The sequence below is a fragment of the Corynebacterium sp. NPDC060344 genome, from assembly GCF_042725215.1.
GTDB lineage: Bacteria > Actinomycetota > Actinomycetes > Mycobacteriales > Mycobacteriaceae > Corynebacterium.
This window is the reverse complement of sequence record NZ_JBHXCS010000001.1, coordinates 105111-130147: the sequence shown is the minus strand read 5'-3', so window position 1 is coordinate 130147 and position 25037 is coordinate 105111. Positions and strand designations below refer to the sequence as shown.

21 protein-coding genes are annotated in these 25037 nt (G+C 69.5%); 12 read left to right on the top strand and 9 right to left on the bottom strand.

All coding sequences use genetic code 11. The features are described 5' to 3' along the window. Positions 1-50 precede the first annotated feature (50 nt). Together ACFWGD_RS00630 and ACFWGD_RS00625 are read left to right on the top strand one after the other, a co-directional pair. Positions 51-1439 carry a lipase family protein gene (locus ACFWGD_RS00630; RefSeq protein ID WP_377776591.1) on the top strand — a complete coding sequence of 463 codons (1389 nt, stop codon included), beginning with the start codon at positions 51-53 and terminating at the stop codon, positions 1437-1439. Positions 1440-1639: 200 nt separating this feature from the next. After that, complete coding sequence (locus ACFWGD_RS00625; protein WP_377776590.1) at positions 1640-2758, top strand: lipase family protein; 1119 nt, start codon at positions 1640-1642, stop codon at positions 2756-2758. Here the strand turns inward: ACFWGD_RS00625 and ACFWGD_RS00620 are convergent. After that, on the bottom strand, positions 2755-3894 hold the full coding sequence (locus ACFWGD_RS00620; protein WP_377776589.1) for a PAC2 family protein: 1140 nt from the start codon (positions 3892-3894) through the stop codon (positions 2755-2757). The two genes, ACFWGD_RS00625 and ACFWGD_RS00620, sit on opposite strands and share 4 nt — an antisense overlap. A gap of 175 nt (positions 3895-4069) precedes the next feature. On the opposite strand from ACFWGD_RS00620, the gene ACFWGD_RS00615 reads away from it, so the two are divergent. Then, positions 4070-5293 (top strand): DUF4192 domain-containing protein, encoded by a 1224-nt coding sequence (locus ACFWGD_RS00615; protein WP_377776588.1) that lies wholly within the window; start codon positions 4070-4072, stop codon positions 5291-5293. A gap of 38 nt (positions 5294-5331) precedes the next feature. On the opposite strand, the gene galE is transcribed toward ACFWGD_RS00615, so the two are convergent. The 6 genes from galE to ACFWGD_RS00585 form a co-directional block, all read right to left on the bottom strand. Then, positions 5332-6315, bottom strand: coding sequence for a UDP-glucose 4-epimerase GalE (gene galE / locus ACFWGD_RS00610; RefSeq protein WP_377776587.1), 984 nt, complete (start codon positions 6313-6315; stop codon positions 5332-5334). Beyond that, positions 6312-6998, bottom strand: a complete 687-nt coding sequence (locus ACFWGD_RS00605) for an iron dependent repressor, metal binding and dimerization domain protein (protein WP_377776586.1) — start codon at positions 6996-6998, stop codon at positions 6312-6314. Before ACFWGD_RS00605 ends, galE begins: the two co-directional genes overlap by 4 nt. A 210-nt stretch (positions 6999-7208) precedes the next feature. After that, positions 7209-8198, bottom strand: coding sequence for a sigma-70 family RNA polymerase sigma factor (locus ACFWGD_RS00600; protein ID WP_377776585.1), 990 nt, complete (start codon positions 8196-8198; stop codon positions 7209-7211). 283 nt (positions 8199-8481) lie between these two features. Next, positions 8482-8916, bottom strand: coding sequence for a D-aminoacyl-tRNA deacylase (dtd, locus tag ACFWGD_RS00595; RefSeq protein WP_377776584.1), 435 nt, complete (start codon positions 8914-8916; stop codon positions 8482-8484). Positions 8917-8979: 63 nt separating this feature from the next. Next, positions 8980-10551: a methyltransferase gene (locus ACFWGD_RS00590; protein ID WP_377776583.1), complete on the bottom strand. Its 1572-nt coding sequence runs from the start codon at positions 10549-10551 to the stop codon at positions 8980-8982. Then, positions 10548-11156, bottom strand: coding sequence for a DUF3099 domain-containing protein (locus ACFWGD_RS00585; RefSeq protein WP_377776582.1), 609 nt, complete (start codon positions 11154-11156; stop codon positions 10548-10550). The genes ACFWGD_RS00590 and ACFWGD_RS00585 overlap by 4 nt, the downstream gene beginning before the upstream one ends. A gap of 85 nt (positions 11157-11241) precedes the next feature. Here ACFWGD_RS00585 and ACFWGD_RS00580 point away from each other — a divergent pair, with 85 nt between their 5' ends. The 8 genes from ACFWGD_RS00580 to ACFWGD_RS00545 all read left to right on the top strand — a co-directional run bounded on the left by ACFWGD_RS00580 (position 11242) and on the right by ACFWGD_RS00545 (position 21215). Next, positions 11242-11490: a DUF3039 domain-containing protein gene (locus tag ACFWGD_RS00580; protein WP_377776581.1), complete on the top strand. Its 249-nt coding sequence runs from the start codon at positions 11242-11244 to the stop codon at positions 11488-11490. After that, positions 11487-13283: a DEAD/DEAH box helicase gene (locus ACFWGD_RS00575; protein ID WP_377776580.1), complete on the top strand. Its 1797-nt coding sequence runs from the start codon at positions 11487-11489 to the stop codon at positions 13281-13283. The genes ACFWGD_RS00580 and ACFWGD_RS00575 overlap by 4 nt, the downstream gene beginning before the upstream one ends. Positions 13284-13439: 156 nt before the next feature. Then, on the top strand, positions 13440-14021 hold the full coding sequence (locus tag ACFWGD_RS00570) for a hypothetical protein (protein ID WP_377776579.1): 582 nt from the start codon (positions 13440-13442) through the stop codon (positions 14019-14021). A 52-nt stretch (positions 14022-14073) separates the two neighbouring features. Beyond that, positions 14074-14484 carry a hypothetical protein gene (locus ACFWGD_RS00565; RefSeq protein WP_377776578.1) on the top strand — a complete coding sequence of 137 codons (411 nt, stop codon included), beginning with the start codon at positions 14074-14076 and terminating at the stop codon, positions 14482-14484. 229 nt (positions 14485-14713) lie between these two features. Then, positions 14714-15898 (top strand): DUF418 domain-containing protein, encoded by a 1185-nt coding sequence (locus tag ACFWGD_RS00560; RefSeq protein WP_377776577.1) that lies wholly within the window; start codon positions 14714-14716, stop codon positions 15896-15898. Then, a complete protein-coding gene (locus ACFWGD_RS00555; protein WP_377776576.1) occupies positions 15898-17223 on the top strand; it encodes a DUF418 domain-containing protein in 1326 nt (441 codons plus the stop codon). Before ACFWGD_RS00560 ends, ACFWGD_RS00555 begins: the two co-directional genes overlap by 1 nt. Positions 17224-17379: 156 nt before the next feature. Continuing rightward, positions 17380-19053, top strand: a complete 1674-nt coding sequence (locus tag ACFWGD_RS00550; protein ID WP_377776575.1) for an SLC13 family permease — start codon at positions 17380-17382, stop codon at positions 19051-19053. A gap of 317 nt (positions 19054-19370) precedes the next feature. Then, complete coding sequence (locus ACFWGD_RS00545) at positions 19371-21215, top strand: DUF222 domain-containing protein (RefSeq protein ID WP_377776574.1); 1845 nt, start codon at positions 19371-19373, stop codon at positions 21213-21215. Positions 21216-21362: 147 nt separating this feature from the next. Here ACFWGD_RS00545 and ACFWGD_RS00540 read toward each other — a convergent pair whose 3' ends face one another. Beyond that, positions 21363-22961 carry an RNA polymerase sigma factor gene (locus tag ACFWGD_RS00540; RefSeq protein WP_377776573.1) on the bottom strand — a complete coding sequence of 533 codons (1599 nt, stop codon included), beginning with the start codon at positions 22959-22961 and terminating at the stop codon, positions 21363-21365. A 300-nt stretch (positions 22962-23261) separates the two neighbouring features. Next, complete coding sequence (ppgK, locus tag ACFWGD_RS00535; protein WP_377776572.1) at positions 23262-24017, bottom strand: polyphosphate--glucose phosphotransferase; 756 nt, start codon at positions 24015-24017, stop codon at positions 23262-23264. 35 nt (positions 24018-24052) lie between these two features. Here ppgK and ACFWGD_RS00530 point away from each other — a divergent pair, with 35 nt between their 5' ends. After that, entirely contained in the window at positions 24053-25027 is a 975-nt protein-coding gene (locus ACFWGD_RS00530; protein ID WP_377776571.1) for an inositol monophosphatase family protein, read from the top strand. The last annotated feature ends 10 nt before the right edge of the window (positions 25028-25037 follow it).

Here is a 25037-nt window from a genome sequence, read left to right as displayed (position 1 = left end):
GACTATCCAATTGCCGGGCAGGTACCGCTTCCTCGTGGTTCCATTGTTATATGCGTAATGCGAGTGGATGGAAGCGCGCTGCGGCGGCGCTGGTGGCGGCGGGATTGTTCACGGCGACGGCGGGGGCGGTGCTGCCGGGGACGGCCACGGCCACTCCCGCCGATGCGGTGGCCGACGCGTGGGCGGGGGAGGACCTCCCCGTGATCGACGCGGCGCCCGGGACGGTGCTCTCCTCGCATCCTGCGCCGGAACCGTCGCAAAGCCAGCGGCCCGGCAGTGCCGCAACGGATGCCCTGTCCAGCGCCGTTTCAAGCGCCCTGCCCAGCGCCATGCCCGGCAACGACTCGGTGGCGCATTCGGCGCGGATTATGCGCTTCGCCACCCGCGATGGTGCCGGTCGCGGGCGCGAGGTTGGCGGCGTCGTGGTCGTGCCGGACGTGCCGTGGAATCATGCCGGCCCGCGCCCGACCGTCGTCGTCGCCCCGGGCACGGTGGGGCAGGGCGACAAGTGCGCGCCGTCGGCGACGTTCGGCACGCAGCCCGGCGGCGGCCAGATCGGGCAGGTCCAGCCGCTGCTCGAGCAGGGGTTCCGCGTGGTGGTCAGCGACTACATCGGCCTCGGGGCGCCGGGGGTGCACACGTACGCCAACCGCGTCGACCAGGGGCAGACGCTTCTCGACGCCGCGCGCGCCGGCCTGGCCATCGACGGGCTGCCGTCGGATTCGCCGGTGGCCTTCTGGGGCTACTCCCAGGGCGGCGGGGCGACGGCGTCGGCCGCGGAGCTGGCGCAGACCTACGCGCCGGACCTCAACGTCGCCGTCACCTTCGCCGGCGCGCCCCCGGCCGACCTGTCGCAGGTGCTCACCCGCATCGACGGCAACATGATCATGGGCGCCATCGGCTACGCGGTCAACGGGTTCCTCGCCTCGCATCCGGAGCTGCGCCCGATCATGGACGACATCGCCTCGCCCCACGGCAAGGAGATCCTGGCGGGACTGGCCGAGGACTGCATCTCCAATTCCGTCGAGCGCGTCGGCCTGGACCACACCGGATCGTGGACCGTCGACGGCCGTTCGCTGTCGGAGCATTTCGCCGAGCGCCCCGAGATCGTCCGCGTCCTCGACCATCACCGCATCGGCCGCCTGAAGCCCAACGCCCCGGTGCTGGTGCTCAACGGCCGCAACGACGACGTCATCCCATTCGGCCAGGCCGAGCAGATGGCCCGCGACTGGTGCGCGCAGGGCGCCGAGGTCACCTTCGTCGCCGCCGAGATCCCCCGCATCGCCCCGGGTTCGGGCATCGGCCACACCATGCCCATGATGTCCGGCTCGGAGCTGGCCACCCACTACCTGGCCACCGCCTTCGGCATCGCGCTCAAGGAGGCCTCGGCCAACGGTTCCGCCGGCGACATCAACTTGCCCGCCACCTGCCAGTTCTGACCCGGCCGCCGTGCTTTGATGGGGGCATGAGACGGTCCCGCGCACGCGCGCTCCTGGTTGCGGTCGGTGTCCTGGCGGCGTCGTGCTTGACGACGCCCACCTCCGCCAATCCACTCCCCACCGGGGTGGCGCCGGGGGCCACATCAGGTGCCGCGACAGGTGGCGCATCAGGGACCGCGCCCGGCACCGTGACAGGTGCCGTGACATCGGTGCGCGACACCGCCATGCCGGCTCCCGCGCCGCTGATCGACGGCAGCTACGCGCCGGGGCGGCAGATCGCCGCGTCGGCGCGGATCATCGGCTTCACCTCGGCCGACGAGCACGGCCGCCCGGTCACCGTCGGCGGCATCGTCCTGGTGCCCGAGACCCCATGGCCGCACGAGGGGTCGCGTCCCACGGTGGTCGTCGCCCCCGGCACGGTCGGCCAGGGCGACCAATGCGCGCCGTCGGCGACGTTCGGACGGCCCGGCGGCGGCCACATCGCCCAGGGTCGGTTGCTCCTGGGGCAGGGCTACCGGGTGGTCATCTCCGACTACATCGGCTTGGGCGGCGACGGCATGCACACCTACGGCAACAGGGTGGAGTCGGGGCGAGTGCTTCTCGACGCCGCACGCGCCGGCCTCGCCATCGACGGTCTGCCCGCCGATTCGCCGGTGGCGCTGTGGGGGTATTCGCAGGGCGGTGGGGCAGTAGCCGCGGCCGCGGAGCTGGCTCCGACGCTCGCACCGGAGCTGAACTTGCGGGCCGCCTACGCCGGTGCGCCGCCGGCCGATCTTGGCGCGGTGCTCGAGCGCATCGATGGGTCGATCCTCGCCGGCGCCATCGGGTGGGCCGTCAACGGCTTCGCCGAGCGGCACCCGGTGCTGGCGGAGAAGAAGGATGCCATCCTCAACCCCCATGGCCGCCGGATCCTGGATACGGTGTCGGGGATGTGCGTGGAGGAAACCGGACTGCTGACCATGGGCCAGCAGACCCGGATGTGGACCCGCGACAGCAGGTCCATCGCCGAGCACATCGCCGAGTCGCCGAAGTTCTCGCGGATCGTCGACGAGCAGACGATCGGCCGGTTGACGCCGTCGGCGGCGGTGCTGATTTCCATCGGTCGCCACGACGATCTCATTCCGTTCGACCAGGCGAAGAACCTGGCCGACGGGTGGATCGCTCGTGGCGCGCAGGTGGAGATGGTCATCGACGAATTCCCGTCGGTGGCGCAGGGCACGGCCCTCAACCACTCCGTGGCGTCACCCGCGACCGAGAAGGCGGCCCTGGAATTTCTGGCGCGCCACCTCGGCGGGGCCGTGGTGCCCGGCTCGATCTAAAACCGGAACCAGGGGCGGCGGGGGCGCCGGCCACCGGGATCGTCGGGGCCATCGGTGTCGTCGGACTCCGAGTCGGCGGTATTTGCCGAGTCCTCGGTGTCGGCCGAGCCTTCGGCGGTATCCGCGGAGTGATCCGAATCCGTGGCATCGGTCGACGCTCCGGCACCTTCCGCAGTGTCGGCGGGGGAGGTGTCCGCCGGGTCGTCGTCACGCGGAGGGGCATCGAGCTGAGTGGCCAAAAACCGCTCGAACTCCGCGCCCAGTTCGTCGGCCGAGGGCATCGACCCGTCCTCCCGGACCAGCGGATTCGACTCGAGCGTGGACCGGCGGCGCTCCTCCTCGTCATGCTGCTGCTCGAGCATGTGCACGATGCCGGCGACCTCCTCGGACTCCGTCGCCTGCTCGGCGAGGAGCTCCGCGACCTTCTCCGACTCGCGCTCCAGCGCGGCCAACGGGAAGTCGAGGTCGCCCGCACCGGCGACGGCTTCGAGCAGCCGCAGGGCGGCCAGCGGGTAGTCCGACGCCGCCACGTAATGCGGCACCTGCGCCGTGAACCCGCAGGTGTTGCGGCCGCGGCGATTGAGCTCGAGCTCGATGCGCAGGCTCGCCGCACCCGGGACCGTCACGCGCTGGCCCCACGTGCGGTGGCCGGCCAGCAGCTCGCGGTCGTTGCCGTGGGCGATGATGCCCAGCGGGCGGGTGTGCGGCACCGTCATCGGCGCCGAATACAGCGACACCGTGCGCTGCACGTCGAACCGCTCGGCGAGATCCGCCACCGCCTCCGAGAACGCGTCCCAGCGCAGATCCGGCTCCGGGCCGGACAGCAGCAGGAACGGCTTACCGGCGTTGTCGCGCACGACCTGCAGCGACAGGTCCAGCTCGGCGCTTTCGGCGACGGCATCGCCGACCATGGTCACCGCCGGGCGGCGCGACCGGTAGTCGACCAGCTCGTCGTTGTTGAAATTGACCAGCGGCCGGTGGTCCAGCGCATCGATGAGATGGCCCGCCGACCCCGCGACCGCGAGCCCCGCGTCGGCGTAACCCTGCAGCGCCACGACCATGGTCAGGCCACCGTTCTTCGGCCCCACATCGGGGGCGGGGAACTGGATCTCGTACATGTCGTGTCCCTCGTCCATGGTCTGCGCCTCCTTCTCGGCATCCGGGTGAATCCCACCGCCGTCATCCGGCGTGTGACTCGTGCAACCAACGTCGCCCGGCGAATATTCCACAGGGCCCGTTTCATCCACAATAGGGCGTCTCCGGGGTGCTTTACGACGAGCCCCGCCGCGGCGCGTCACCCATCCTGCGGTCATGACACACCGAGGCCACGACGCCGACCACCCCGACCACGGAACCCACCACGGAACCCACCACCGCACCCACCACCCGCTGCCCGGCGACGCGCGCACGGGCGAAACCACCGGCAAAGACATGGGCCAGGCCATGAGTGAAGCCATCGACGTCGCCATGGACGTCGCCGATCCCGCGGACTTCCTGACCAACTTGCCCGGCCTGCTCGGCTACTACCCCTGCGAGTCGCTGGTCCTCGTCTTCGGCGACCGCGACCTGGACGAGCCGGGGCCCGTACTCGTGCGCCAGCTCGGAGACGACGACGTCGATGCCCGGGCGGTGCGCATGGCGGCCGACGCGATGGCCGACGAGGGGCACGAAAGGGTCGACGTCTACGTCATCGCGGACTCCTGGGCGGGAACGGAGCAGGAACTGGAACGACGCTTCGGATACATCGAATCGGCGCTGGAGTCCGCCGACCTGAGGGTGGTGGAGTTCGCCGGCGTGCGCGCCCTGCGGGCGGGGGAGCAGGTCTGGAGCATCGACGGATTCGGCATCGGCACGCTCGGCGAGCCGGCGGCGTCGTGGGCCTCGGGCCACCTCCACTGCTCCGGCGAGGCCATCTCACCCGACATCGACGCGATGCGGGAGCGGTTCCTGCCGGAGCCCGCCGCGTGCCGCATCACGGCCGGGGAGGCCCTGCGCCGCGCCGGCGGCGACGTCCACGGCGTGCGCGCCGGCGGCCTGCCCGGGCCCGCCGCGATGGAGCAGGTGCGCGAGTTTCACCTCGAATGGCTGGCGCTCGTCGACGCCGTCGACCGCGGAGACGTGTCCGTCGAGGATGCGCTCGGCGCACCGGACCACCTGCGCACCCTCGCGCGACCTCTGGTCAGCCTGTTGCTGCGGGATCTGACCATGTGCGAGATCCTCGGGCCCTCCGCCGACACCGTCCGCGTGCTGTGGCTGGGCTGCGGCCGGCTGTTCCGGGGATCGGCCCGGTCCAACGCACTGGCCTGCTACGCCATCGACCGGTACCTCCACGGCAATGCGAGCATCGCCAAGGCCGCCCTCGACGCCGCCGTGGACACCGACCCCGAGCACTCCCTGTCGAACCTCCTCTTCGCCGCCATGGCGTCCGGTCGCGGCGACGAGGCCCTGCGCTCCATGCTCGAGGCCACCACCGCCATCCTCGGCGAGGTGCACCCCGGCGGACACGGGGACGCCGACGGCCCCGGCCCCCGGTGAAGTGCGGGGGCGCGGGGCCGTCGTCAAGCGGAAAAGCGCTAGCGGTGCGCGGAGTGCGCGCGGTCGCCGAGGGCCTCGGTGAACTCCCAGGCGTCGGCGACGATGGTCTTGAGATCCGTTAGCTGCGGATCCCAGCCCAACTCCGAGATGGCGCGGGCCGACGACGCGATGAGCGTGGCCGGATCGCCGCCGCGGCGTGGGGCGTCCTCCGCCGGGATCGGGTGGCCGGTGACCTCGCGGCAGGTCTCGATGACCTGGCGGACCGAATAGCCGTCGCCCGAACCGAGGTTGAAGATGCGGTGCGTGCCCGGCTGATTCGAGGACAGCGCCAGCAGGTGGGCGTCGGCGAGATCCTTGACGTGGATGTAGTCGCGGACGGCCGTGCCATCGGGCGTCGGCCAGTCGTCGCCGAAGACCATGATCTTGTCGCGGTGGCCCAGCGCCACCTGCAGCACCAGCGGGATCAGGTGGGTTTCCACGACGCGGTTCTCGCCGTGGCCGTTCCACGCGCCGGCGACGTTGAAGTAGCGCAGGCTCGTCGCGCCGAGCCCGTAGGCGCGGGCGTAGGACGTGATGGCGTAATCGATGGACAGCTTCGTGGCGCCGTACGCGTTGGTCGGGGCCGTGGGCATGTCCTCGGTGATGGGCACCTGCTTCGGCTCGCCGTACGTCGCCGCCGTGGAGGAGAACACCAGATTGTTGGTGTTGGTGTCCCGCATGGCGTCGAGCAGCGTCAGCGTCGTGCCGACGTTGCCGTGCCAGTACTCCGACGGGACCTCGACCGACTCGCCGACCAGGGACCGGGCGGCGAAGTGCAGCACGCCGTCGTAGCCGCCGTCGGACAGGACATCGCCGATGACGTCGGCGACGTTGGCCTCGATGAACTCGGCGCCCTCCGGCACGCCGTCACGATTGCCCGTGGACAGATCGTCGAGCACCGTGACCTCGTGGCCCTTGGAGAGCAACACTGCGGCATTGACGCCGCCGACGTAACCGGCACCACCCGTCACCAGGAGTTTCACTTGTTTCGCACCACCATGACCGCGTGGGAGAGCGTGTCCGGGATGTCCAGCGAATGATCGCCACGCGCCAAGGTCACTCGCCCCGGATGGAGCTCGACCTCGGCTGCGGCACCCGGCATGATGCCGGCGGTGTGCAGCCGCTTCATGTAGGTCGGCTCGACCTGAAGGATCTCGTTGATCTGCAGCACCGTCACCTCGTACGGGCCACCGGCGGGAAGATCGGAAAGGCGGACCGCATCCGACGGCATTTCGGCGGACGCGGGCGAATCCAGCTCCGACAGGCCCGGGATGGGGTTGCCGAACGGCGACAGCGTGTGCTCTTCGAGAACACCAAGGAGCTTACGCTCCACCTCGTCGCTCATGACGTGCTCCCACCGGCAGGCCTCGTCGTGGACCTTGTCCCACTCCAGGCCGATGACGTCGGTGAGCAGGCGCTCGGCCAGGCGGTGCTTGCGCATCACCGAGGTGGCGCGGGCCCGGCCCTCGTCCGACAGCTTGAGGCTGCGATCCGGCGCCACCGACAGCAGCCCGTCGCGCTCCATGCGGGCGACGGTCTGGCTCACGGTCGGGCCGGACTGCTCAAGCCGCTCCGCGATGCGGGCGCGCAGGGGGATGATGCCCTCTTCCTCGAGCTCGAAGACGGTCCGCAAATACATCTCCGTGGTGTCTACCAGGTCCCTCACTGCTGTCCTCCGGGTGCTCGAAACGTCTGGCCGCGCACGAGCGCGGCGGTGCGCCGGCACATCGGTGAAGCGACGGTCGGCGCGGATACCTCAACAATAACCGCAATGAGCGCCGGAATGTTCCCCTTCGCGCGGCGCGCCCCGTCACCGGGTGAATGCGGTGACGGGGCGGTGGCGGGGAAAGCGGCGCCGGTTGCGGGTGCGCCGGACCTACTTGGCGTAGGCGCGCAGGCGCTCGGCGCGATCGCCGTCGCGCAGCTTGGCCATGACCTCGCGCTCGATCTGGCGCACGCGCTCGCGCGACAGGCCGAAGTGGCGGCCGATCTGGTCCAGCGTGCGGGGGAGACCATCGTCGAGGCCGTAGCGCAGCTTGATGACCTCCTGCTCCCGGACCTCCAGCGTCGACAGCACGCGGCGCACGTCATGGTGGCGCAGCGACGCGACGACGGCTTCCTCGGCATCGGTGGCCTCCGAGTCCTCGATGAAGTCGCCCAGCGGCGCCTCCTCGTCGGTGCCCACCGGCATGTCCAGGCTCACCGGATCGCGGGACTGGCGCAGCAGCATCTCGATCTTGCCCTCGGCGATGCCCGACTCCTCCGCCAGCTCCTCGTTGGTCGCCTCGCGGCCCAGCTGCTGGTAGAGCTCGCGCTTGATGCGGGAGATCTTGTTGACCTGCTCGACCAGGTGGACGGGCAGCCGGATGGTGCGCGACTGGTCTGCCATGCCGCGGGTGATGGCCTGGCGGATCCACCACGTCGCATAGGTCGAGAACTTGAAGCCCTTGGTGTAGTCGAACTTCTCCATCGCGCGGATCAGGCCGAGGTTGCCCTCCTGGATCAGGTCCAGCAGCGGCATACCGCGGCCGGTGTAGCGCTTGGCCAGGGAGACCACCAGGCGCAGGTTCGCCTCGAGCAGGTGGGCGCGGGCGGCCTTGCCCTCCTTGGCGATGATCTTCACGTCGCGCTTCATCGCGCGGGTCATCTTGGCGCCGCTGGCCAGCAGGTGCTCGGCGTACACGCCGGCCTCGATGCGCTTGGAGAGTTCGACCTCTTCCTCCGCGCTGAGCAAGGCCGTCTTGCCGATTCCGTTCAGATACACGCGAACCAGGTCCGCGGAAGGATTGTTGTTGTTCCCGCTGCGGCGCCCGCGATCTCGCTCCCGGGCGTTCTGTTCGTCAGTTCGGACATCGGCACTAGTCATGTGATCCGGCCTTTCATTGCGAAGTCGACGATCTCACAGGGTTCAACGGGCGTCCCCCGGGGATTGTTCCCGGCACCGGGTTCCCGGCGAACGGTGATATTCGGGAATCTCCGGCCGGCTGTGGGTTTCTCCGGCAAAACTGCAGGTGGGCTGCGTCACACCGCGAAAATGCCTTTACAGTCATGTGTTCCGGCCGGCTTCCGGTTGCCCCAATTCGGGGGAGTGGCACGGCTTTACGACGATCCCGCGCGCCGCGTGATCCGGCGGACAGATTGTGGCGGTGTCAGCATTCGACGAGCACGGTAAAGGGTCCAGAGTTGACCGACTCGACGTCCATCATCGCGCCGAAGCGACCTTCGGCAACCGTCAGGCCGCGTTCCCGGAGGCGCCCGACGATATTCGCGATGACCGGTTCGGCGACGTCTCCCGGCGCCGCATCGGTCCACGACGGCCGCCGGCCCTTCTTCGTCGCGCCCATGAGCGTGAATTGGCTGACCACCAGGACCGGCGCACCGGCATCGGCGGCCGACGTCTCGCCGTCGAGGATGCGCAGCTCGGCGATCTTGCGCGCCATCGTCTCCCACGCGTCCGGTGCGTCGTCGCGCCCGACGCCGACCAGGGCGAGGATGCCCCCGGTCTCCCCGCCGTCGATCTCGCCGACGATCTCCCCATCGACCGTCACCGATGCGCGGGTCACCCGCGTCAACACTGCCTTCATCGCTGTGCCTCCTTCATCGCCGTACCGCCTTCATCTCTCTGCCGCTTTAGTCGCTGCTTCTGGTTACGCGTCTTCGTCGTCAAGCAATTCAACCGGAAGGACCAGCCCATGGCGGACCAGATCGACGACGACGGGGACGAGGGCATCCTTGACGTCGTCGAGGCCGTCCTCGGGCAACGCGCCGAGCATGGCCATGACGTCTAGGACGGTGGCCAGCGGCGCGTCCGGGGTCACCGCGGAGAGGATGCGGACGATCGTGTCATCGGTGTCGTGGCTCCACCGGGGGCCGTCGGTGCGCGTGATGCGCAGGGCGGCGGGGGAGAAGCCCTGGTCGGGGTCGGCCTGCGAACCGGCGAGCTCGACGCGTTCGACGGCGACGCCGGGGCGCACGCGGTAACTCGCGGCGAGAATGCCGTCGGCGTCCTTGTCCCGCAGCCATTCGGCACGGAGCAGCCACTCGGCGGCCTCGTCGCGGAAGGGGCCGCCCAGCGGTTGCGGCATGTCCTCGCACGTGATCGACGAAGGGCCGTCGATGCGCTGGATGGTGACGTACCCGAACCCGATGCCGGCGACGTCGTTGGCCGCGAAGTGATCGAGCCAGCGGCGGGTCTTCTCGCGGCCCTCGGCACCGCGCGGATCGATGGATTCGTCGCGCAGCCACGTGCCCACGTAGGCGGCGGGATCGACGACGTCTCGCTGGATGATCCACGCCTCCACGCCGTCATTGGGCAACCAGGAGGCCACCCGCGTCGTCCAGTCGCCCCCGTCGACGTGGACCCACGCGCCGAGCAGATGCGCGGTGCCGCCCGGTTCGAGGTGGTCGGGGACCTCGCGCAGCATCAGCTCCGTGGCGCCGTCGAGGTCCAGGCCGGAGTCGCGGTAGACGTGGCCCACTTCGGGCACGCCGACGACGAACGGGGGATTGGCCACGATGCGGTCGAAGCGGCTGCCCGCGACGGGGTGGAACCAGGAACCCTCGAGGACTTCCACATGAGAACCGAGCCTGGCTGCGGCCAGCGTCGCCTCGGCATAGAGGCAGGCGCGCGGATGGACGTCGGTGGCGGTGATCGACCCGGCCCCATGCTGGCCGAGAGCCTGCACCCCGCAGCCGGCGCCGAGGTCGAGCACGGAACCGACGGGGTCGACCGGCGTGATGTCCAGCAGGGACCGCGACGCGCGGCCGACGCCGAGGACGTGATCGGGGCCGGGGACGTGGTCGGTCATTGACGCGTCGCGGTCGGAGAACACCAGGCGCTCGACGCCGGCGATCTCCACCGGGCGGACGTCGATGGCGGCGGCGTGGCGGCCGTCGGACTCGCGCAGCACGCCGCAGCGAAGGCACTCGGCGAGGAGATCGTCGCCGATCCAGGGGGCCAGGTCCACGGCGTCGCCCACGATGAACGCGGCCACCGCCGCCGCCAACCCCGGCCGGTCGAGCGCGAGGTGGAGCTTTCGTGCCACGGCTTCGGGCTCGCCGCGGTCGAGGGCGGCGAGGCCGTCGTCGCCAAGCAACTGGCGCAGGCCCGCAACCCCGAAACCGAGGTCCCGGAGCGCCGCGGCGAGGCGCGGGGCCAGCGCCGGCAGCCCGGTCAGCTCCTCGTCGGTGGGCGGGGCGGGGATCGGGGAGGTGCTCACGTGCTGGGGTTCTCCGGTCGGTCGGTGGTGTCGGGCATGGATTGGTCTGTGGTGGGGTCGGTGGAGTTGGGATCGGGGGCGTCCGGGATCCCGTCCATGTCGATGATCATCGACGGGTCGAAACCCGCGTAGGGGCCGAGGGGGCCGTGCCCGGCACCAGTATCCGGGTCGTCGGGGACGGCGGGCAGATTCAGGTCGGTCTGGCCGGCGGCCGTGGGCCCGAGGACGTGCGCCGGGCGATCGGCCAATTGCGCCAGCCGCTCGCGCTGCGCCTCCTCCCACCGGCGATTCTGCTCGCGGACCAGACCCGGCTTGTACACCCGTGGCGACCGCTTGTCCGCCGGCTCGCCGACGCCGTTGGCGATGACCACCGCGATCCACGGCATGGGCACCGACAGGATGGTCAGGATCGTCGCCAACCACGTCAGGTCCCACCACAGGAACGACGCGGCGGCCAGCAACAGCAGGGGAATGCGCGACCACTGCAGCGCGGCGTAGGTGTGGCGGCGGTAGTTGTAATTGCGGATGCGGGATTGCCGCGCGTCCGTGATCAGCACCGCCTCGGAGCCGCGCCTGCCCCGGCGATTGGTCCGCCGACTCGCCATGGGCACAACGGTACTCCCCGGGAAAACTCCCGCATTCCGGGGCCGCGCTCCTGCCGATCCGGCCGATGGTGCACAATCGGGAACCGTGAGCACGCCCCTGAAGACCACGAAGACCATCGAACGGACCGACACCCACGTCGACGAGACGACGCGCGACGACACCCCGAAGTTCTTCCATTACGTCAAGAAGGACCGGATCGTGAACTCCGCCGTGTCGGGCGACTACGTCGTCGCGCTGTGCGGCGAAACCTTCCCGGTGACCAAGTCCGCCAAGCCCGGTTCGCCGGTCTGCCCGGACTGCGAACGGATCTACAAGACCCTCCGCCGCAAGTGAGCGGCCTGCGCAAATGGCAGCAGGAGGCGCTGGACAAGTACCTGTCCGCCAATCCGCGTGACTTCCTCGCGGTGGCGACGCCGGGCGCGGGCAAGACGACCTTCGCCCTGCGCATCGCCGCCGAGCTGCTGGCCCGCCGCGTCGTCGAGCGGGTGGTCGTCGTCGTGCCCACCGAGCACCTGAAGGTGCAGTGGTCGGAATCGGCGGTGAGGTCGGGCATTGCCCTGGACCCGGCGTTCACCAACGCCAAGGGCGTGGTCAACCCCGCCTACCACGGCATCGTGGTCACGTATGCGCAGGTGGCGGTGCATCCGTTCAAGCACCGGGCCGTTGCCGATGCGCGGCCGACGCTGGTGATCCTCGACGAGGTCCACCACGGCGGCGACGCGAAGAGCTGGGGCGACGGCATCGCCGAGGCCTACGGCGGCGCCGAGCGCCGGCTGTGCCTGACGGGTACGCCGTTCCGTTCCGACGATGCCGCGATCCCGTTCGTGCGCTACGCCGAGGATGGCGAGGGCCACCAAAAGTCCGTCGCCGACCACGTCTACGGCTATGCCGACGCGCTGCGCGACGGCGTGGTCCGCCCCGTGGTCTTCCTGGCGTACTCGGGCGAGGCCCGGTGGCGCGATTCCGCGGGCGAGGAGTTCGCGGCGCGCCTGGGCACGATCATGAGCCCGGAGGAGACCACCCGCGCCTGGCGCACGGCCCTGGATCCGGGCGGCGATTGGATCCCGTCGGTCCTGCGCGCCGCGCACACGCGCCTGGTGCAGATGCGCAAGCACATCCCGGATGCCGGCGGGCTGGTCATCGCCACGGATGCGACGACGGCGCGCGCGTACAAGCGGGTTCTGGAGCAGCTCAGCTCCACTCCGGTGGCTCTGGTGCTTTCCGACGAACCGGGGTCGTCGGAACGCATCAAGACCTTCTCGGATTCGACCGACGAGTGGATGGTCGCCGTGCGCATGGTGTCCGAGGGCGTCGACGTCCCGCGCCTGGCCGTTGGCGTCTACGCCACGAGCTCGTCGACGCCGCTGTTCTTCGCGCAGGCGATCGGCCGTTTCGTGCGTTCGCGGCGCCCCGGAGAGACTGCGTCGGTGTTCCTGCCGTCGGTGCCGGTGCTGTTAGATCTGGCGTCGCAGATGGAGGTACAGCGCAATCACATCCTGGGCAAGCCGCACCGCCCGAGCGAGGGCTGGGAGGACGACCTCGTCGCCGAGGCCAACCGCACCGAGTCCGAGCCCGATGAGCTGCCGTCCTACGAGTCCCTCGGCGCCGACGCCGAATTGGACTACCTGATCTACGACGGCTCCTCCTACGGCACGGCGACGATGGCCGGATCGGAGGAAGAAGCCGACTATCTGGGCCTGCCCGGGCTTCTCGACGCCGAGCAGATGCGCACCCTCCTGCAGAAGCGCCAGGAGGAGCAGCTCAAGGCGTCCGAGGCCCGATCCGAGCACGAGCGGAAGATGGGCGAGCTCGATCTGGGCGAGTCGCTGTCCAACGGGGCCGGGGCAGCCGGTCCCGATGGCGCAACCGGCGCGGCCGGCATCGGGGCTTCGGCGCCGGGCGACGCCCCGGACGTGCCCATGCCCCGGGCGGGTGGCGTGGCCAGCCAGGCGATCCCGAAGCTGCGCAAGGAATTGAACACCCTGGTGTCCATGACGGCGGCGCGCACGGGCCGCAAGCACGGCGAGATCCACAACGAGGTGCGCCGCAACTGCGGGGGGCCGCCGACGGCGCTGTGCACCGAGCAGCAATTGCGCGACCGGATCGGCTACCTGCGCAACTGGTGAGTGGCCGCGGGGTGCTGCGCCAAGCGGCTGCTCCTCCGATCGGCCGCGACGCAGACCGGCTCCGACGCCGATCGGCTGCTCGTCCATCCGGATGAGGCAGTGGGGTAGCGTAAGCGCCGCACGATGCAGTAGTCCGACCACCCGAGAGGAATCCCGATGTCGCGACCGGACCACGCCGGATACGACCCCTTCGACGCCAACACCGGCGCAGGTGGGGCGTCCCAGCCAGGCGATGGGCAGGCTGCTCCCGGGTACGGCGCGCCCGCGTACGGCACCCCGGATCAGAGTGGGCCGGGCTACGGAGGCGGTGCCGGGTACGACGGGTACTACGCCGATCCGGCGCGCCACGGGTACGGCGCCGGCGGTGCCCAGCCGTCGGTGCCCACGGGCAAGGGCATGGCGATCGCCGCGCTCATCCTGGGCCTGCTCGCGATCCCGACCGCCTTCGTCATTTTCGGCGGTCTGCTGGCGATCATCGCGATCATCCTGGCCGTCGTCGCGCTGCGCGCTGGGTCGAAGGCCCGGAAGCTCGGTTCGACGCAGACCGGCGGCACCACCGCCATGTCGGTCATCGCGATCGTGTCGTCCATCCTGGCGCTGATCATCTTCGGATTCATCATCTGGGGAGTGGTCATCGGAGCGGGTGCGGCCGCCGAATGCCAGCACCTGATCCAGGACCGGACCGCGTACGACACCTGCATCCAGAACTCGGTCTTCGGCAGCCTCGGCATCAACTGACGCGCCACCCGACATTTCTTCCGTCACCCATCACCCCAGGAGCACCACGACCATGAGCAATCCCGCCACCGACGGCTACGGCCCCGACGGCATCGACGGATCCGCCGTCGGACGGCAGCTCGGCCTCATTTCCCTGGCCATCGGCATGGGCGCGCTGATCACGTCGGCGTTCATCATCGGCGCGCCATTCGGCGTGGTGGCGGTGGTGCTGGGCATCATCGCGATCGTCAAGTCCATCGGCGCCCACAAGCGCGTCGAAGCCGCCGGCCGCCAGCCGCGCACGGGCGGCGCATTCGGCATGGGCCTCATCGGCGTCATCACGGGTGGCCTGGCCATCGCGATCGCCCTGGCCCTGTTCGTGGCGGCACAGAACCTCGTAGACGAGGCCGACCAGAAGTGCGGCCACCTGGACAACACGTCCGCCGAGTACCAGGAGTGCTTCCGCGACAACGTTGGACAGTAGATGCTGGGCAGTAGACGTTGGGCAGTAGGCGTCGGACAGTAGATGTTCGGCGCCGACTTCGCCCGCCGCGATCGGCGCACACGTTAATCCATCATTGGTTATACAATGAAGCCCCTTCTGTAAACACCACTTGAGAGGCGGCTCCATGTCCGGCGCGGCTCCCACCGAGAGCTTTCACCACACCCGGGCGAAAGAGCGCATCCTGGCGCCCGACGTAGCCCGCGGCCTCATGCTCCTGAGCATCGGCGTGGCCAACGCCGTGACGTCGTGGACCTTCTATTCCTCGTCACCGGCGGCGACCGCACCCGGTGCCGCCAATGCGGTCACCGCCCCGGACCGCTCGGTTGCCGACACCGTGCTCGTCGTGCTCAACGAGATCTTCGTGCACGTCCGCGGCCTGCCCATGTTCGCGTTGCTCTTCGGCTACGGCATCGGCATGCTCGTGACCCGGGAATCGCGCAGGGGAGTCGAGCCGAAGACCTACCGGGGCCTGCTGCTGCGCCGCTACGGCTGGCTGGTGCTCTTCGGCGCGGTGCACTGCATCTTCCTGTTCAGCGGCGACATTCTCATGCTGTACGCGCTGCTGGGCCTGATCGCCGTGTTCCTGTTGCGGCTGTCCAACCGCACCCTGCTGTGGGTCGCCGGAGTGCTCGCCGTCGTCGGTGCGGTGATCATCGCCATGGAAGGCGGCGACGCCGATGCTGCGGCGATGTTCCCCGGCGCCGCCTCCGGCGCCACGGGCGGCACCGACATGTCCGAGGGCGGCTACCTGACCAAGCAGCTGGGCATCGGCCTGATCAGCGCCATCACCGTCCCCGCCAGCATCTTCGACGTCGGCCCCCAGCTCGGGGCGCTCATCCTCCTGGGCATCGTCGCCGCCCGCGCCGGCATCCTCGAGGACCCCGTCCGCCACCGCCGCCTGCTCGCCATCGTCGCCGCGGTCGGCCTTACCGCCGCCGTCGCCACGGGCATCCCCGCGGGACTGGCCAAGATCGGCGTCCTCGACGGCGCTCACTGGGGATCGGCGTCGTCGATCGCCGGCACGCTGGCCGGCCCCGGCATCATCTGCGCCATCGCCTTGATCTGTCTGCCGCTGCAGCGCCGCATCCGCGCCGCCGCCGAGGCCGGCCGGACGCTGTCGCCGCCGGAGCCGTTCCTGTCGCTGCAGGCGCTGGGCCAGCGGTCGATGTCCGGCTACGTCGGCCAGTCGGTGCTGTTCCAGATCGTCGCCGCGGCGTGGTTCCTCGACTTGTTCGACGACGCATCCCTGACCATCATCGTCGCGTGGGCGTGCGCGGTATGGCTGGTCACCCTCATCGCCGCCCGCGCACTGCACGCCGCCGGCCGCCCCGGCCCCCTCGAATCCCTGCACCGCCGCCTGACCTACGGCGCCGGCGACACCAGGAGGAACTGATGGACCATCGCACCCCGGACCCGCTTGACGACGCCCACCGCCACCCGCGACCGGCCCCCGCCATGGGGGCGCCGCGGGATCGGGCGCCGCAGGATCAGGCGCAGCCCGTCGTCAAGCAGAAGCCGTCCTTCCACCACACCGGCGTCAAGGAGCGGATCCTGGCCCCCGACGTCGCGCGCGGATTCATGCTGCTGGGCATCGCCGTGGCCAACGCCGCGACCGCCTGGCTGATGATCGGCGGAAAGGCCGACGGCCCCAAGCGCAGCATGCCGACGGACGGCGTGGTCACCGTGCTCAACGACGTCCTGGTCAACGTCCGCGGCTTGCCCATGTTCGCGATGCTGTTCGGGTACGGCATCGGCATGCTGGTCATGCGCGAATACTCCAGGGGCATGCCATGGTCGGCGGCGCGCGGCCTGCTGCTCAAGCGTTACGGCTGGCTGGCGCTGTTCGGCGTCGTCCACGCGATCTTCCTGTTCTTCGGTGACATCCTGCTGACGTACGCGCTGATGGGGCTGATCGTGACGTTCCTGGTCCCGCTGCGGAACAAGACCCTGCTGTGGATCGCCGGCGTGCTCGGGGTGCTGTCGATCGCCACCGGCATGCTCATGGGTGGGGCGATGGGCGCGATGGGCGCCACCGGCGCCGCCGGCGCCGAGATGGAGGGCCTGGCCATGTTCGGCGAAGGCTACTTCGGCCGGCAGCTGCTCATCGGCGCGGTCTCCGTGGCATCCGCGCCGCTGACCGTCGCGCTGGCGGGGCCGCAGCTGATGGCGCTCATGCTCGTCGGCGTCGTCGCCGCCCGCATGCGCATCCTCGAGGAATCCGCCGCGCACAAGAAGCTGCTCGTCATCGTCGCCATCGTCGGCGCCATCGCCGCCGTGGCCACCGGCATCCCGTCCGGCCTGTCCAAGCTCGGCGTCATCGACGGCACGTGGGCCCAGGGGCTCAGCCAGGCCGCCGGCATCCTCGCAGGCCCCGGCCTCATCGCCCTCATCGCGCTGCTGTGCCTGCCGGTCCAGCGGCGCATCCGCGACGCCGCCCAGCGCGGTGACGCCATCGTGCCGCCGCTGCCGCTGGCCATGCTGCAGGCGCTGGGACAGCGGTCGATGTCCGGCTACGTCGCCCAGTCGGTGCTGTTCATGATCATCGCGGCATCGTGGATGCTCGACCTGTTCTCCGGGGAGTCGCTGACCATCATCAGCCTGTGGGCCACCGCCGTGTGGCTGGTGACGCTCATCGGGGCATGGGCGCTGGCCAAGGCCGAAAAGCCCGGGCCCCTGGAGGCCCTGCACCGCCGCGCGACGTACGGGCGCAACGGGTGACGGGGCGGGCGGCGTCGTAAAGCTGCCCACTCGGTGGGCCCATCATAGGGGCGTGTTGTCAGTGGGATACTCTGGGAGGCGTACCACGTCCATGCCCGCGCCGTGACCGACGCCACCCGTCCGAACCGGCGCCCGCGCAAAGGGAGCGACGCCACGATGTCGACGACCACCTCATCCACCTCACCGGGGGCCAAGGCCGCCGCAGAAAAATCGCCGGGGCAGCTGGATCGGGGTGACGGCCCCCGGGAACTGTTCCGCAAACGCTTCGGCCTGATCACCGGCATCGTCCTGGCGTTGGCGGTGTACTTCTTCATGCCGTCCGACCTCGACCACATGCTGCGCGGCACCGCGGCCATCGCCGTGCTCATGGCCGCCTGGTGGATGTCCGAGGCCATCCCCATCACCGTCACCGCGCTGCTGCCACTGGTCGCGTTCCCCGCGCTGGGCATCGCGTCCATCGGCGACTTCTCCGGGCAGTACACCGCCCCGACCATCTTCCTGTTCATGGGCGGCTTCCTGCTGGCGCTGGCCATGCAGCGATGGAACCTGCACAAGCGCGTCGCGCTGTGGGTGCTCGTGGCCATGGGATCGTCGCCGAAGCTGCTGGTCCTGGGCTTCATGATCGCCACCGGCTTCCTGTCCATGTGGGTGTCCAACACCGCCACCGCCGTCATGATGCTGCCCATCGGCGTCTCCGTCCTGTCGCTCATCGTCGGGATGCTGCGCGAGGAGGCCAAGTCGGGGAAGGCGGCCAATGCGGGTGCCGACGGGCCGTCGCCAAGCAAGGGCGAAGCCCAGATGCTCGACGCCGACGGCGACCTCGACGATGACGCCGAGGCGGGCAATTCCGAGGCGGGGGAGAAGACCTACGAGCACTCCACCGACCCCGAGCCGAAGTCGAACTTTGGCATCGCGCTGATGCTGGGCATCGCCTACGCGGCGTCGATCGGGTCGCTGGGCACGATCATCGGCACGCCGCCCAACGCGATGCTCGCGGCGTACATGGCCGAGCAGGGCGTCAACATCGGCTTCGGCCAGTGGATGCTCGTCGGCGTGCCCGTCGCCGTCGTGCTGATGGCCGCGGCGTGGTTCCTGCTGACCAGCGTGATCTTCAAGCCGGAGATCAACCACATCCCCGGCGGCCGCGCGCTGATGAAGGAGGAGCTGGCCAAGCTCGGCGGCATGTCGAAGGGCGAGGTGCGGGTGCTCGTCGTGTTCATCATCGCCGCGCTGGCGTGGGTGTTCGTGCCGGTGATCTGGCCCGACACGATGCTCGTCGACGCCGTGATCGCCATGGGCGTGGGCATCTCGCTGTTCCTCATCCCGGGTGGCCCCGACGGCGTGAAGCTGCTGCGCTGGGAGGACGCCCTCGACCTGCCGTGGGGCGTGCTGCTGCTGTTCGGCGGCGGCCTGGCGCTGTCCAAGCAGTTCACCGATTCCGGCCTGTCCGACTGGATCGGCGAGCAGATGTCCGGGCTCGGCTTCCTGCCGGTGGTCCTGCTGGTCGTCGTCGTTGCGCTGGTGGTGCTGGTGCTGACGGAGTTCACCTCCAACACCGCCACCGCCGCCACCTTCCTGCCGCTGGTCGGTGCCATGGCGATCGGCCTTGGCATGGATCAGATGTTGCTGGCCGTGCCGGTGGCGCTGGCCGCGACGTCCGCCTTCATGATGCCCGTGGCCACCCCTCCGAACGCCATCGCCTACGGCTCGGGCTACGTGTCCATGGGCAACATGGTGCGTGCGGGCATTTGGCTGAACATCATCGCGCTGGTGGTCATCTCCGCCGCCGCGATGACGCTGCTCGGCTGGGTGTTCGGCGTCGTGTACTAGCCGGCGGGGTCGGCAGAGCCTTTTGCTTGACGACGAGGCGGCGCACCGATGCCCGGTGCGCCGCCTCTCGCATGCCCGGGAAGTGGTTCGGGGCGGTGCTCACATCTGCACCTCCCGCCACATCTTCCGACCGCATAGTCGCGGACGAATCGAAAGTACAATCACGGGTGTAGCAAACGGGGGTAGCGCCGGTGAAAACTCCTGCCGGGCCCAAAACCCCTGTGCCTCACCACATTCCACGAAGTGACCGTGCCGTGGGCCGGTAAACCTCGGTTTCGCACTGGCATACGACTCACCCCGGTCCTAGCTTGGGGCTCATGACCACCCCAGCCGGATGTGCCGCCGACTTGCTCGCCGCCATCGACGCCCTCGCCGACGCGGCCACCGTCGCCACCGGTGCGTGGGACCGGCTCACCCGCACGCAGCGCGAGGCGGCCTACGGGCGCCTGGAGACCGCCCGCAAGCAGTTGGCCGTCGTCGACGCCCAGTACCTCCAGGCACGCCGCGATGACGCCCCGGTGGCAGACGGCAAGATCCCCGCGGCACTGGCACGGTCGCAGCGCATCAGCCGCGGTGAGGCACGCCGCCGCCGGGCAGCCCACCGCAGGCTCTCACCCGGGCACCAAGCACTCGGCGACGCCGGCAACCCGGACTACATGCCGTGTCTGCGGGCGAAGGTGGAGGCCGGTGTCATCGGTGCCGATGCCGTCGACAAGGTCGACCGGGTGCTGCGCGGTTTCCCGCACAGCGTCCACGCGGAGTTGACGAGGGTGGCCGATCCGCACATCGCCGAGCTCGTCGAGCACGTCGACGTCGATGATTTGGATCAGTTGGCGCCGATGTTGCGGGCGATGTTGGGCATCGATGACCCGTATACCGATGCCGACCGTAAGCGTGCCCGTGGTGTGCGGGTCGGCGTGCAGGGCCACGATGGGATGAGCAAGATTTCGGGGCAGTTGACGCCGCACCTGGCGGCGATACTCAAGCGGTTGGCCGCCGATCATGGCCGGCCGGGTGGTTTGTTGCCCGGTGGTGAGGCCGCCGGTGATGAGCGCAGCCCGTCGCAGCGTCTTCATGATGCTCTCGAGGCCGCGTTGGCCGCAGGCTACGGCCCTGGTGCATTCCCCGCCGCGGACGAGGGTTGGGGCCCGGGGACTGCGGGTGCTGATGTGGGGCCGGATTCTGGACCTGATGCTGGTCCGGCGGCTGGTCCGGATGAGGGGCCTGATTCTGGTCCGGCGGGGAAGTGCCAGGACCATCAGGACTTGTGTTCGGAGGATGGTGTGACGGGTCCCGGTGTGGGGCCGGTGCCGCTGATCGACCCTGATTTCGGAGCGCAGGCCGACACGATGTTCGACCACACCATCGACGAAGCAGCCCGCATGGCAGAGGAGCCGGCGACACGGGCCGCAGGGACCGGACGGGCGCGGACGGGTCGGCCGCCGCCGCGCAGGAGACGGTTGCAGCCGGCGCGGGGTACGACGTCGGTGGTCGTGGTGGCGACGCTGGATCAGCTCATGGACATGACCGGTGTGGTGATGACGGATACCAACGTGCACATGTCGGTGTCGGAGGCCATCGAGAACTGCGACGTGAAGAATCTGTTCCTGGAGGTGCTCGACTTCAACGGTGAGCCGTTGTACTTGGGGCGGTCGGAGCGTGCGGGGACGATGGCGCAGTACTTGGCGTTGCTGGGTGCCGAGGGGATGAGCAGTGCTCCGGGGTCGTCGGCGCCGGCGGCGTGGTGCCATATCCACCACACTGAGGCGTGGCAGTTCGGTGGTGGCACGGATTTGAACCTGATGACTCTGGTTGATCCGAAGACGCACGCCAATGTGGATGATTCGCGGCGGGATCCGGGTAAGTGGTGGTCGCGCAAGGGTCATGGCCCGGGTGAGCCGCGGATCGTGTGGACCCCGCCGCACAACGATTCGGGCGGGCCAGCAACTCCGCGGGGTCCGAGTCCACGAGGCGGTCCAGGCGGTGGTGCGGGTGATCCCGGGGGTTCAGGTGATGGTGCTGGGCGTGTGCCGCGGGAGAATCAGCATCCTGCGGCGTGGGCGAATCCGGGTCGTGCGTTGCGACGCCATGCGAGAAAGCGGCATGCGAAAAAGGGGAGACAGCCCACTCGGGAGAACGGCGAGGAAGAATCCGAAAAGTGACGCCGCCCAGTGATTCCAAAAGGTGACGCCGGATACGGAGGGCAGGGGAGTGAGCCCCCACCATGAACGAACCGCCCGCCACGGCCCATGCAGTGATGCGGGCGGTGTGGCGGACGGTAAACCGAGACGTTCGGCCCGAAGTACGGCCTATTCCAAGTAGTCGCGCAGGACCTGCGAACGCGACGGGTGGCGCAGCTTGGACATCGTCTTCGACTCGATCTGGCGGATGCGCTCACGCGTGACGCCGTAGACCTGGCCGATCTCGTCGAGCGTGCGCGGCATGCCATCCGTCAGACCGAAACGCAGGCGGACGACGCCGGCCTCGCGCTCCGACAGAGTCTCCAGCACATCGCCGAGCTGATCCTGCAGCAGGGTGAAGCTCACCGCGTCGACGGCGATGACGGCCTCGGAATCCTCGATGAAGTCGCCCAGCTGGCTGTCGCCCTCATCGCCGATCGTCTGATCCAGCGAAATGGGCTCGCGGGCGTACTGCTGGATCTCCAGCACCTTCTCCTCGGTGATGTCCATCTCGCGCGCCAGCTCCTCCGGAGTAGGCTCGCGGCCCAGATCCTGCAGCAGCTCACGCTGGATGCGGCCCAGCTTGTTGATGACCTCGACCATGTGCACCGGAATACGGATCGTGCGCGCCTGATCGGCCATCGCACGCGTAATCGCCTGGCGGATCCACCACGTCGCGTACGTGGAGAACTTGTAGCCCTTGGAGTAGTCGAACTTCTCCACCGCGCGGATCAGGCCCAGGTTGCCCTCCTGAATGAGATCCAGGAACGCCATGCCACGGCCGGTGTAGCGCTTCGCCAGCGACACCACCAGACGCAGGTTCGCCTCGAGCAGGTGGTTCTTCGCCCGCTGGCCATCACGCGAAATCTCGCGGAGATCGCGGCGCTGCGCATGCGCGAGGCGCTCGCCGGCCTCCTTCGCCAGATCGATCTTGTACTGCGCGTACAAGCCGGCCTCGATGCGCTTGGCCAGCGACACCTCTTCCTCGGCCGTCAGCAGCGCAACCTTGCCGATCTGCTTCAGGTAGGCGCGAACCGAGTCGGCCGACGCCGTCAGCTCCGCATCCTTGCGGGCCTGGCGCAGAGCAGCGGATTCGTCCTCATTCCAGACCTCGTCGACGGTGTCCGACTCCTCCTCGGCGTCGTCCTCCGTCTCTTCGTTGCCCTCGTCAAGCTCCGGATCGAAGTCGCCCTCAATGGACAGGTCGGAATCGTCGCCCTCGAGCTCCTCATCCTCAGCGCCCTCGGCGGCCTGGGCATCCTTGGCCTCGGCACTCGTGGCCTTGGCCGCGGTCTTCTTCGCCGCCGCCTTCTTCGCGGTGGTCTTCTTGGCGGCCGACTTCTTGGCCGTCTTCTTCGCCGCGGTCTTCTTCGCGGCCTTCTTGACGGTCTTCTTCGCCGCAGCCTTCTTGGCCGGAGCCTTGGCGACGGCCGAGTCGGAGGAGTCCGCGGCAGCGTCGGCGGATTCGGGGGAGGCGGCGGTGGTCGCCGCAGCAGGGGAGTCGGACGCGGCCGGGGCCGACTGCGGCCCGGTGGACGCGGCGGCGGCCGTCGTGGTGGCCGTCGCCGTCTTCGCCGCGGTCTTCTTCGCGGCGGTCTTCTTGGCCGCCGTCTTCTTCACGGCCTTCTTGATCGCCTTCTTCACTGCCTTCTTGGCCGGGGCCGGCGAGTCGGCGGAGCCGCCCGCAGTGCCCTGGCCGTCCGGCTGATCGGATTCTTTGGCTGTCACGAAAGCCCTTTCACGATGATGTCGATTGCCGCCGGCGTGCCGGGATGAACCGGTGCGCGGCCCCGCCAACCGAATTCCGGTCTGCGAGGGACGGGACGCCAAAAGAGCGCCACCGCCGGCCAAATGCCTGCAATGTCGATGTTTCGTGCCACGGATCTCGGCTGCCGTATCGCGGGGTCGGGTCGTGCCGCCCCGGCTTCGTCATGTTCAACCGTCCGTGAATCAACTCCCCAGTGTAACCCAACGGAGTCGATCACCTCGGCGCGCCCCCGTGCGGGGGTTGCGCACCGGGCGCACGAATCAGGGCCGCAGCCCCTGCGACGCGGCCAGCGCCGCGCCCGCGATACCCGCGTTGTTGTGCAGCTTCGCCGGCACCACCGGGGTATCGCACTCCAGCAGCGGCACCCACTTCTCGTGCTTGCGGCTGATGCCGCCGCCGACGACGAACAGGTTCGGCCAGAACAGCCCCTCGTACGTCCGCAGCACCTTGGACACCCGCTTCGTCCACTTCTTGTAGCTGAGCTCCTCGCGCTCCCTCACCGCGGCGGACGCCATGTGCTCGGCCTCGGTGTCGCCGATGAGGAGGTGGCCGAGCTCGGAATTGGGGTAGAGGGCACCGTCGTGAAGCAAAGCGGAACCGATGCCGGTGCCGAAGGTCAGCAGGATCACCGAGCCCTCGCGGGCGTGGGGCTCGCCGAAACGGACCTCCGCAAGTCCCGCGGCGTCGGCGTCGTTGAGCACGTGCGCGGGATTGTCGGGCAGGTGGCGCGCGAACAGCTCCGCGCAATCCATGTCCACCCACGACTTGTCGATGTTCGCCGCCAACAGCGCCGTCTGATTGCGCACCACAGACGGCAACGTCACGCCGACCGGGCCCTTCCAGCCGGCGATGCGCACGATCTCCGCGATGGTCTCGGCCACCGCGTCGGGGGTCGCCGGCTGGGGCGTGAGGATCTTGATCCGATCGCCGACGAGCTCGCCCGTGTCGAGGTCGACGACACCTCCCTTGATGCCGGAACCGCCCACGTCCACGCCAAAACCGATGTTGTCTGCCATGTGGCCGATTGTACGAAAAGGAGGACAATGGCCCCATGACCGTCAACTCCGCCGAACCCGCCCACACCCCCGCATTCGACGCCTCCCCTGCGGAATTGCGCCGTATGGCCGTGGTTTTGGCCGAGGCTGCTGCGAGCCACGTCCGGGTGCGGCGCCGCGAGCTCGGCGTCGGCGGCGGTCGCGCCGAGGGCACGGAAGCCAAGTCCAGCCGCGTCGACCCGGTCACCGTCGTCGACCGCGAGTCGGAGGAGCTGATCCGCCGCCTCGTGGCCTCTTTGCGCCCCGGCGATGCGGTGTTCGGCGAAGAGTTCGGTGGGGAGCAAGGCATCGGAGAGAGTGGAGAGCAAGGCGGGGAACAAGGCGGGGGAGAAGGAGCGGAATCCAGCGATACGGATTCCGCCCCGCGCACCTCGGGCATCCGCTGGATCGTCGACCCGATCGACGGCACGGTGAACTTCCTCTACGGCATCCCGGCCTACGCGGTCAGCGTCGCCTGCGAGAAGGACGGCCGCATCGTGGCGGGTGCGGTCGCCGACGTCGCCCGCGAGCGCGTCTACCATGCCGCGGCCGGCGAGGGCGCCGTCGTCCGCGACGCCTCCGGCCGCGAGGAGTCCCTGCACTGTTCCGCCCCGACCGACCTGGGGGTGTCCCTGGTCGCCACGGGTTTCGCGTACGCCGCCGAGCGCCGGGCCGTGCAGGGGGCCCTGGCAGCAGATTTGCTTTCCGACGTCCGTGACATCCGCCGCATCGGTTCAGCCGCGCTGGATCTCTGCCTTTTGGCCTCCGGCGGGGTGGATTGCTACTACGAGCACGGCCTCAACGTGTGGGACTGGGCGGCGGGGGCGTTGATCGCGGCGGAAGCCGGTGCCGTGGTGACGTTGCCCGGCCCGGACGCGACGTCGGCCGATGGTGACTTGGTCGCCGCGGTGGCGCCGTCGGTCGCCGACGAGTTCCACGGGGCCCTGGAATCCAGGGGAGCGCTGGAGCCGATCGGCACGCTCGGCCGCTGAGGGACTGCAG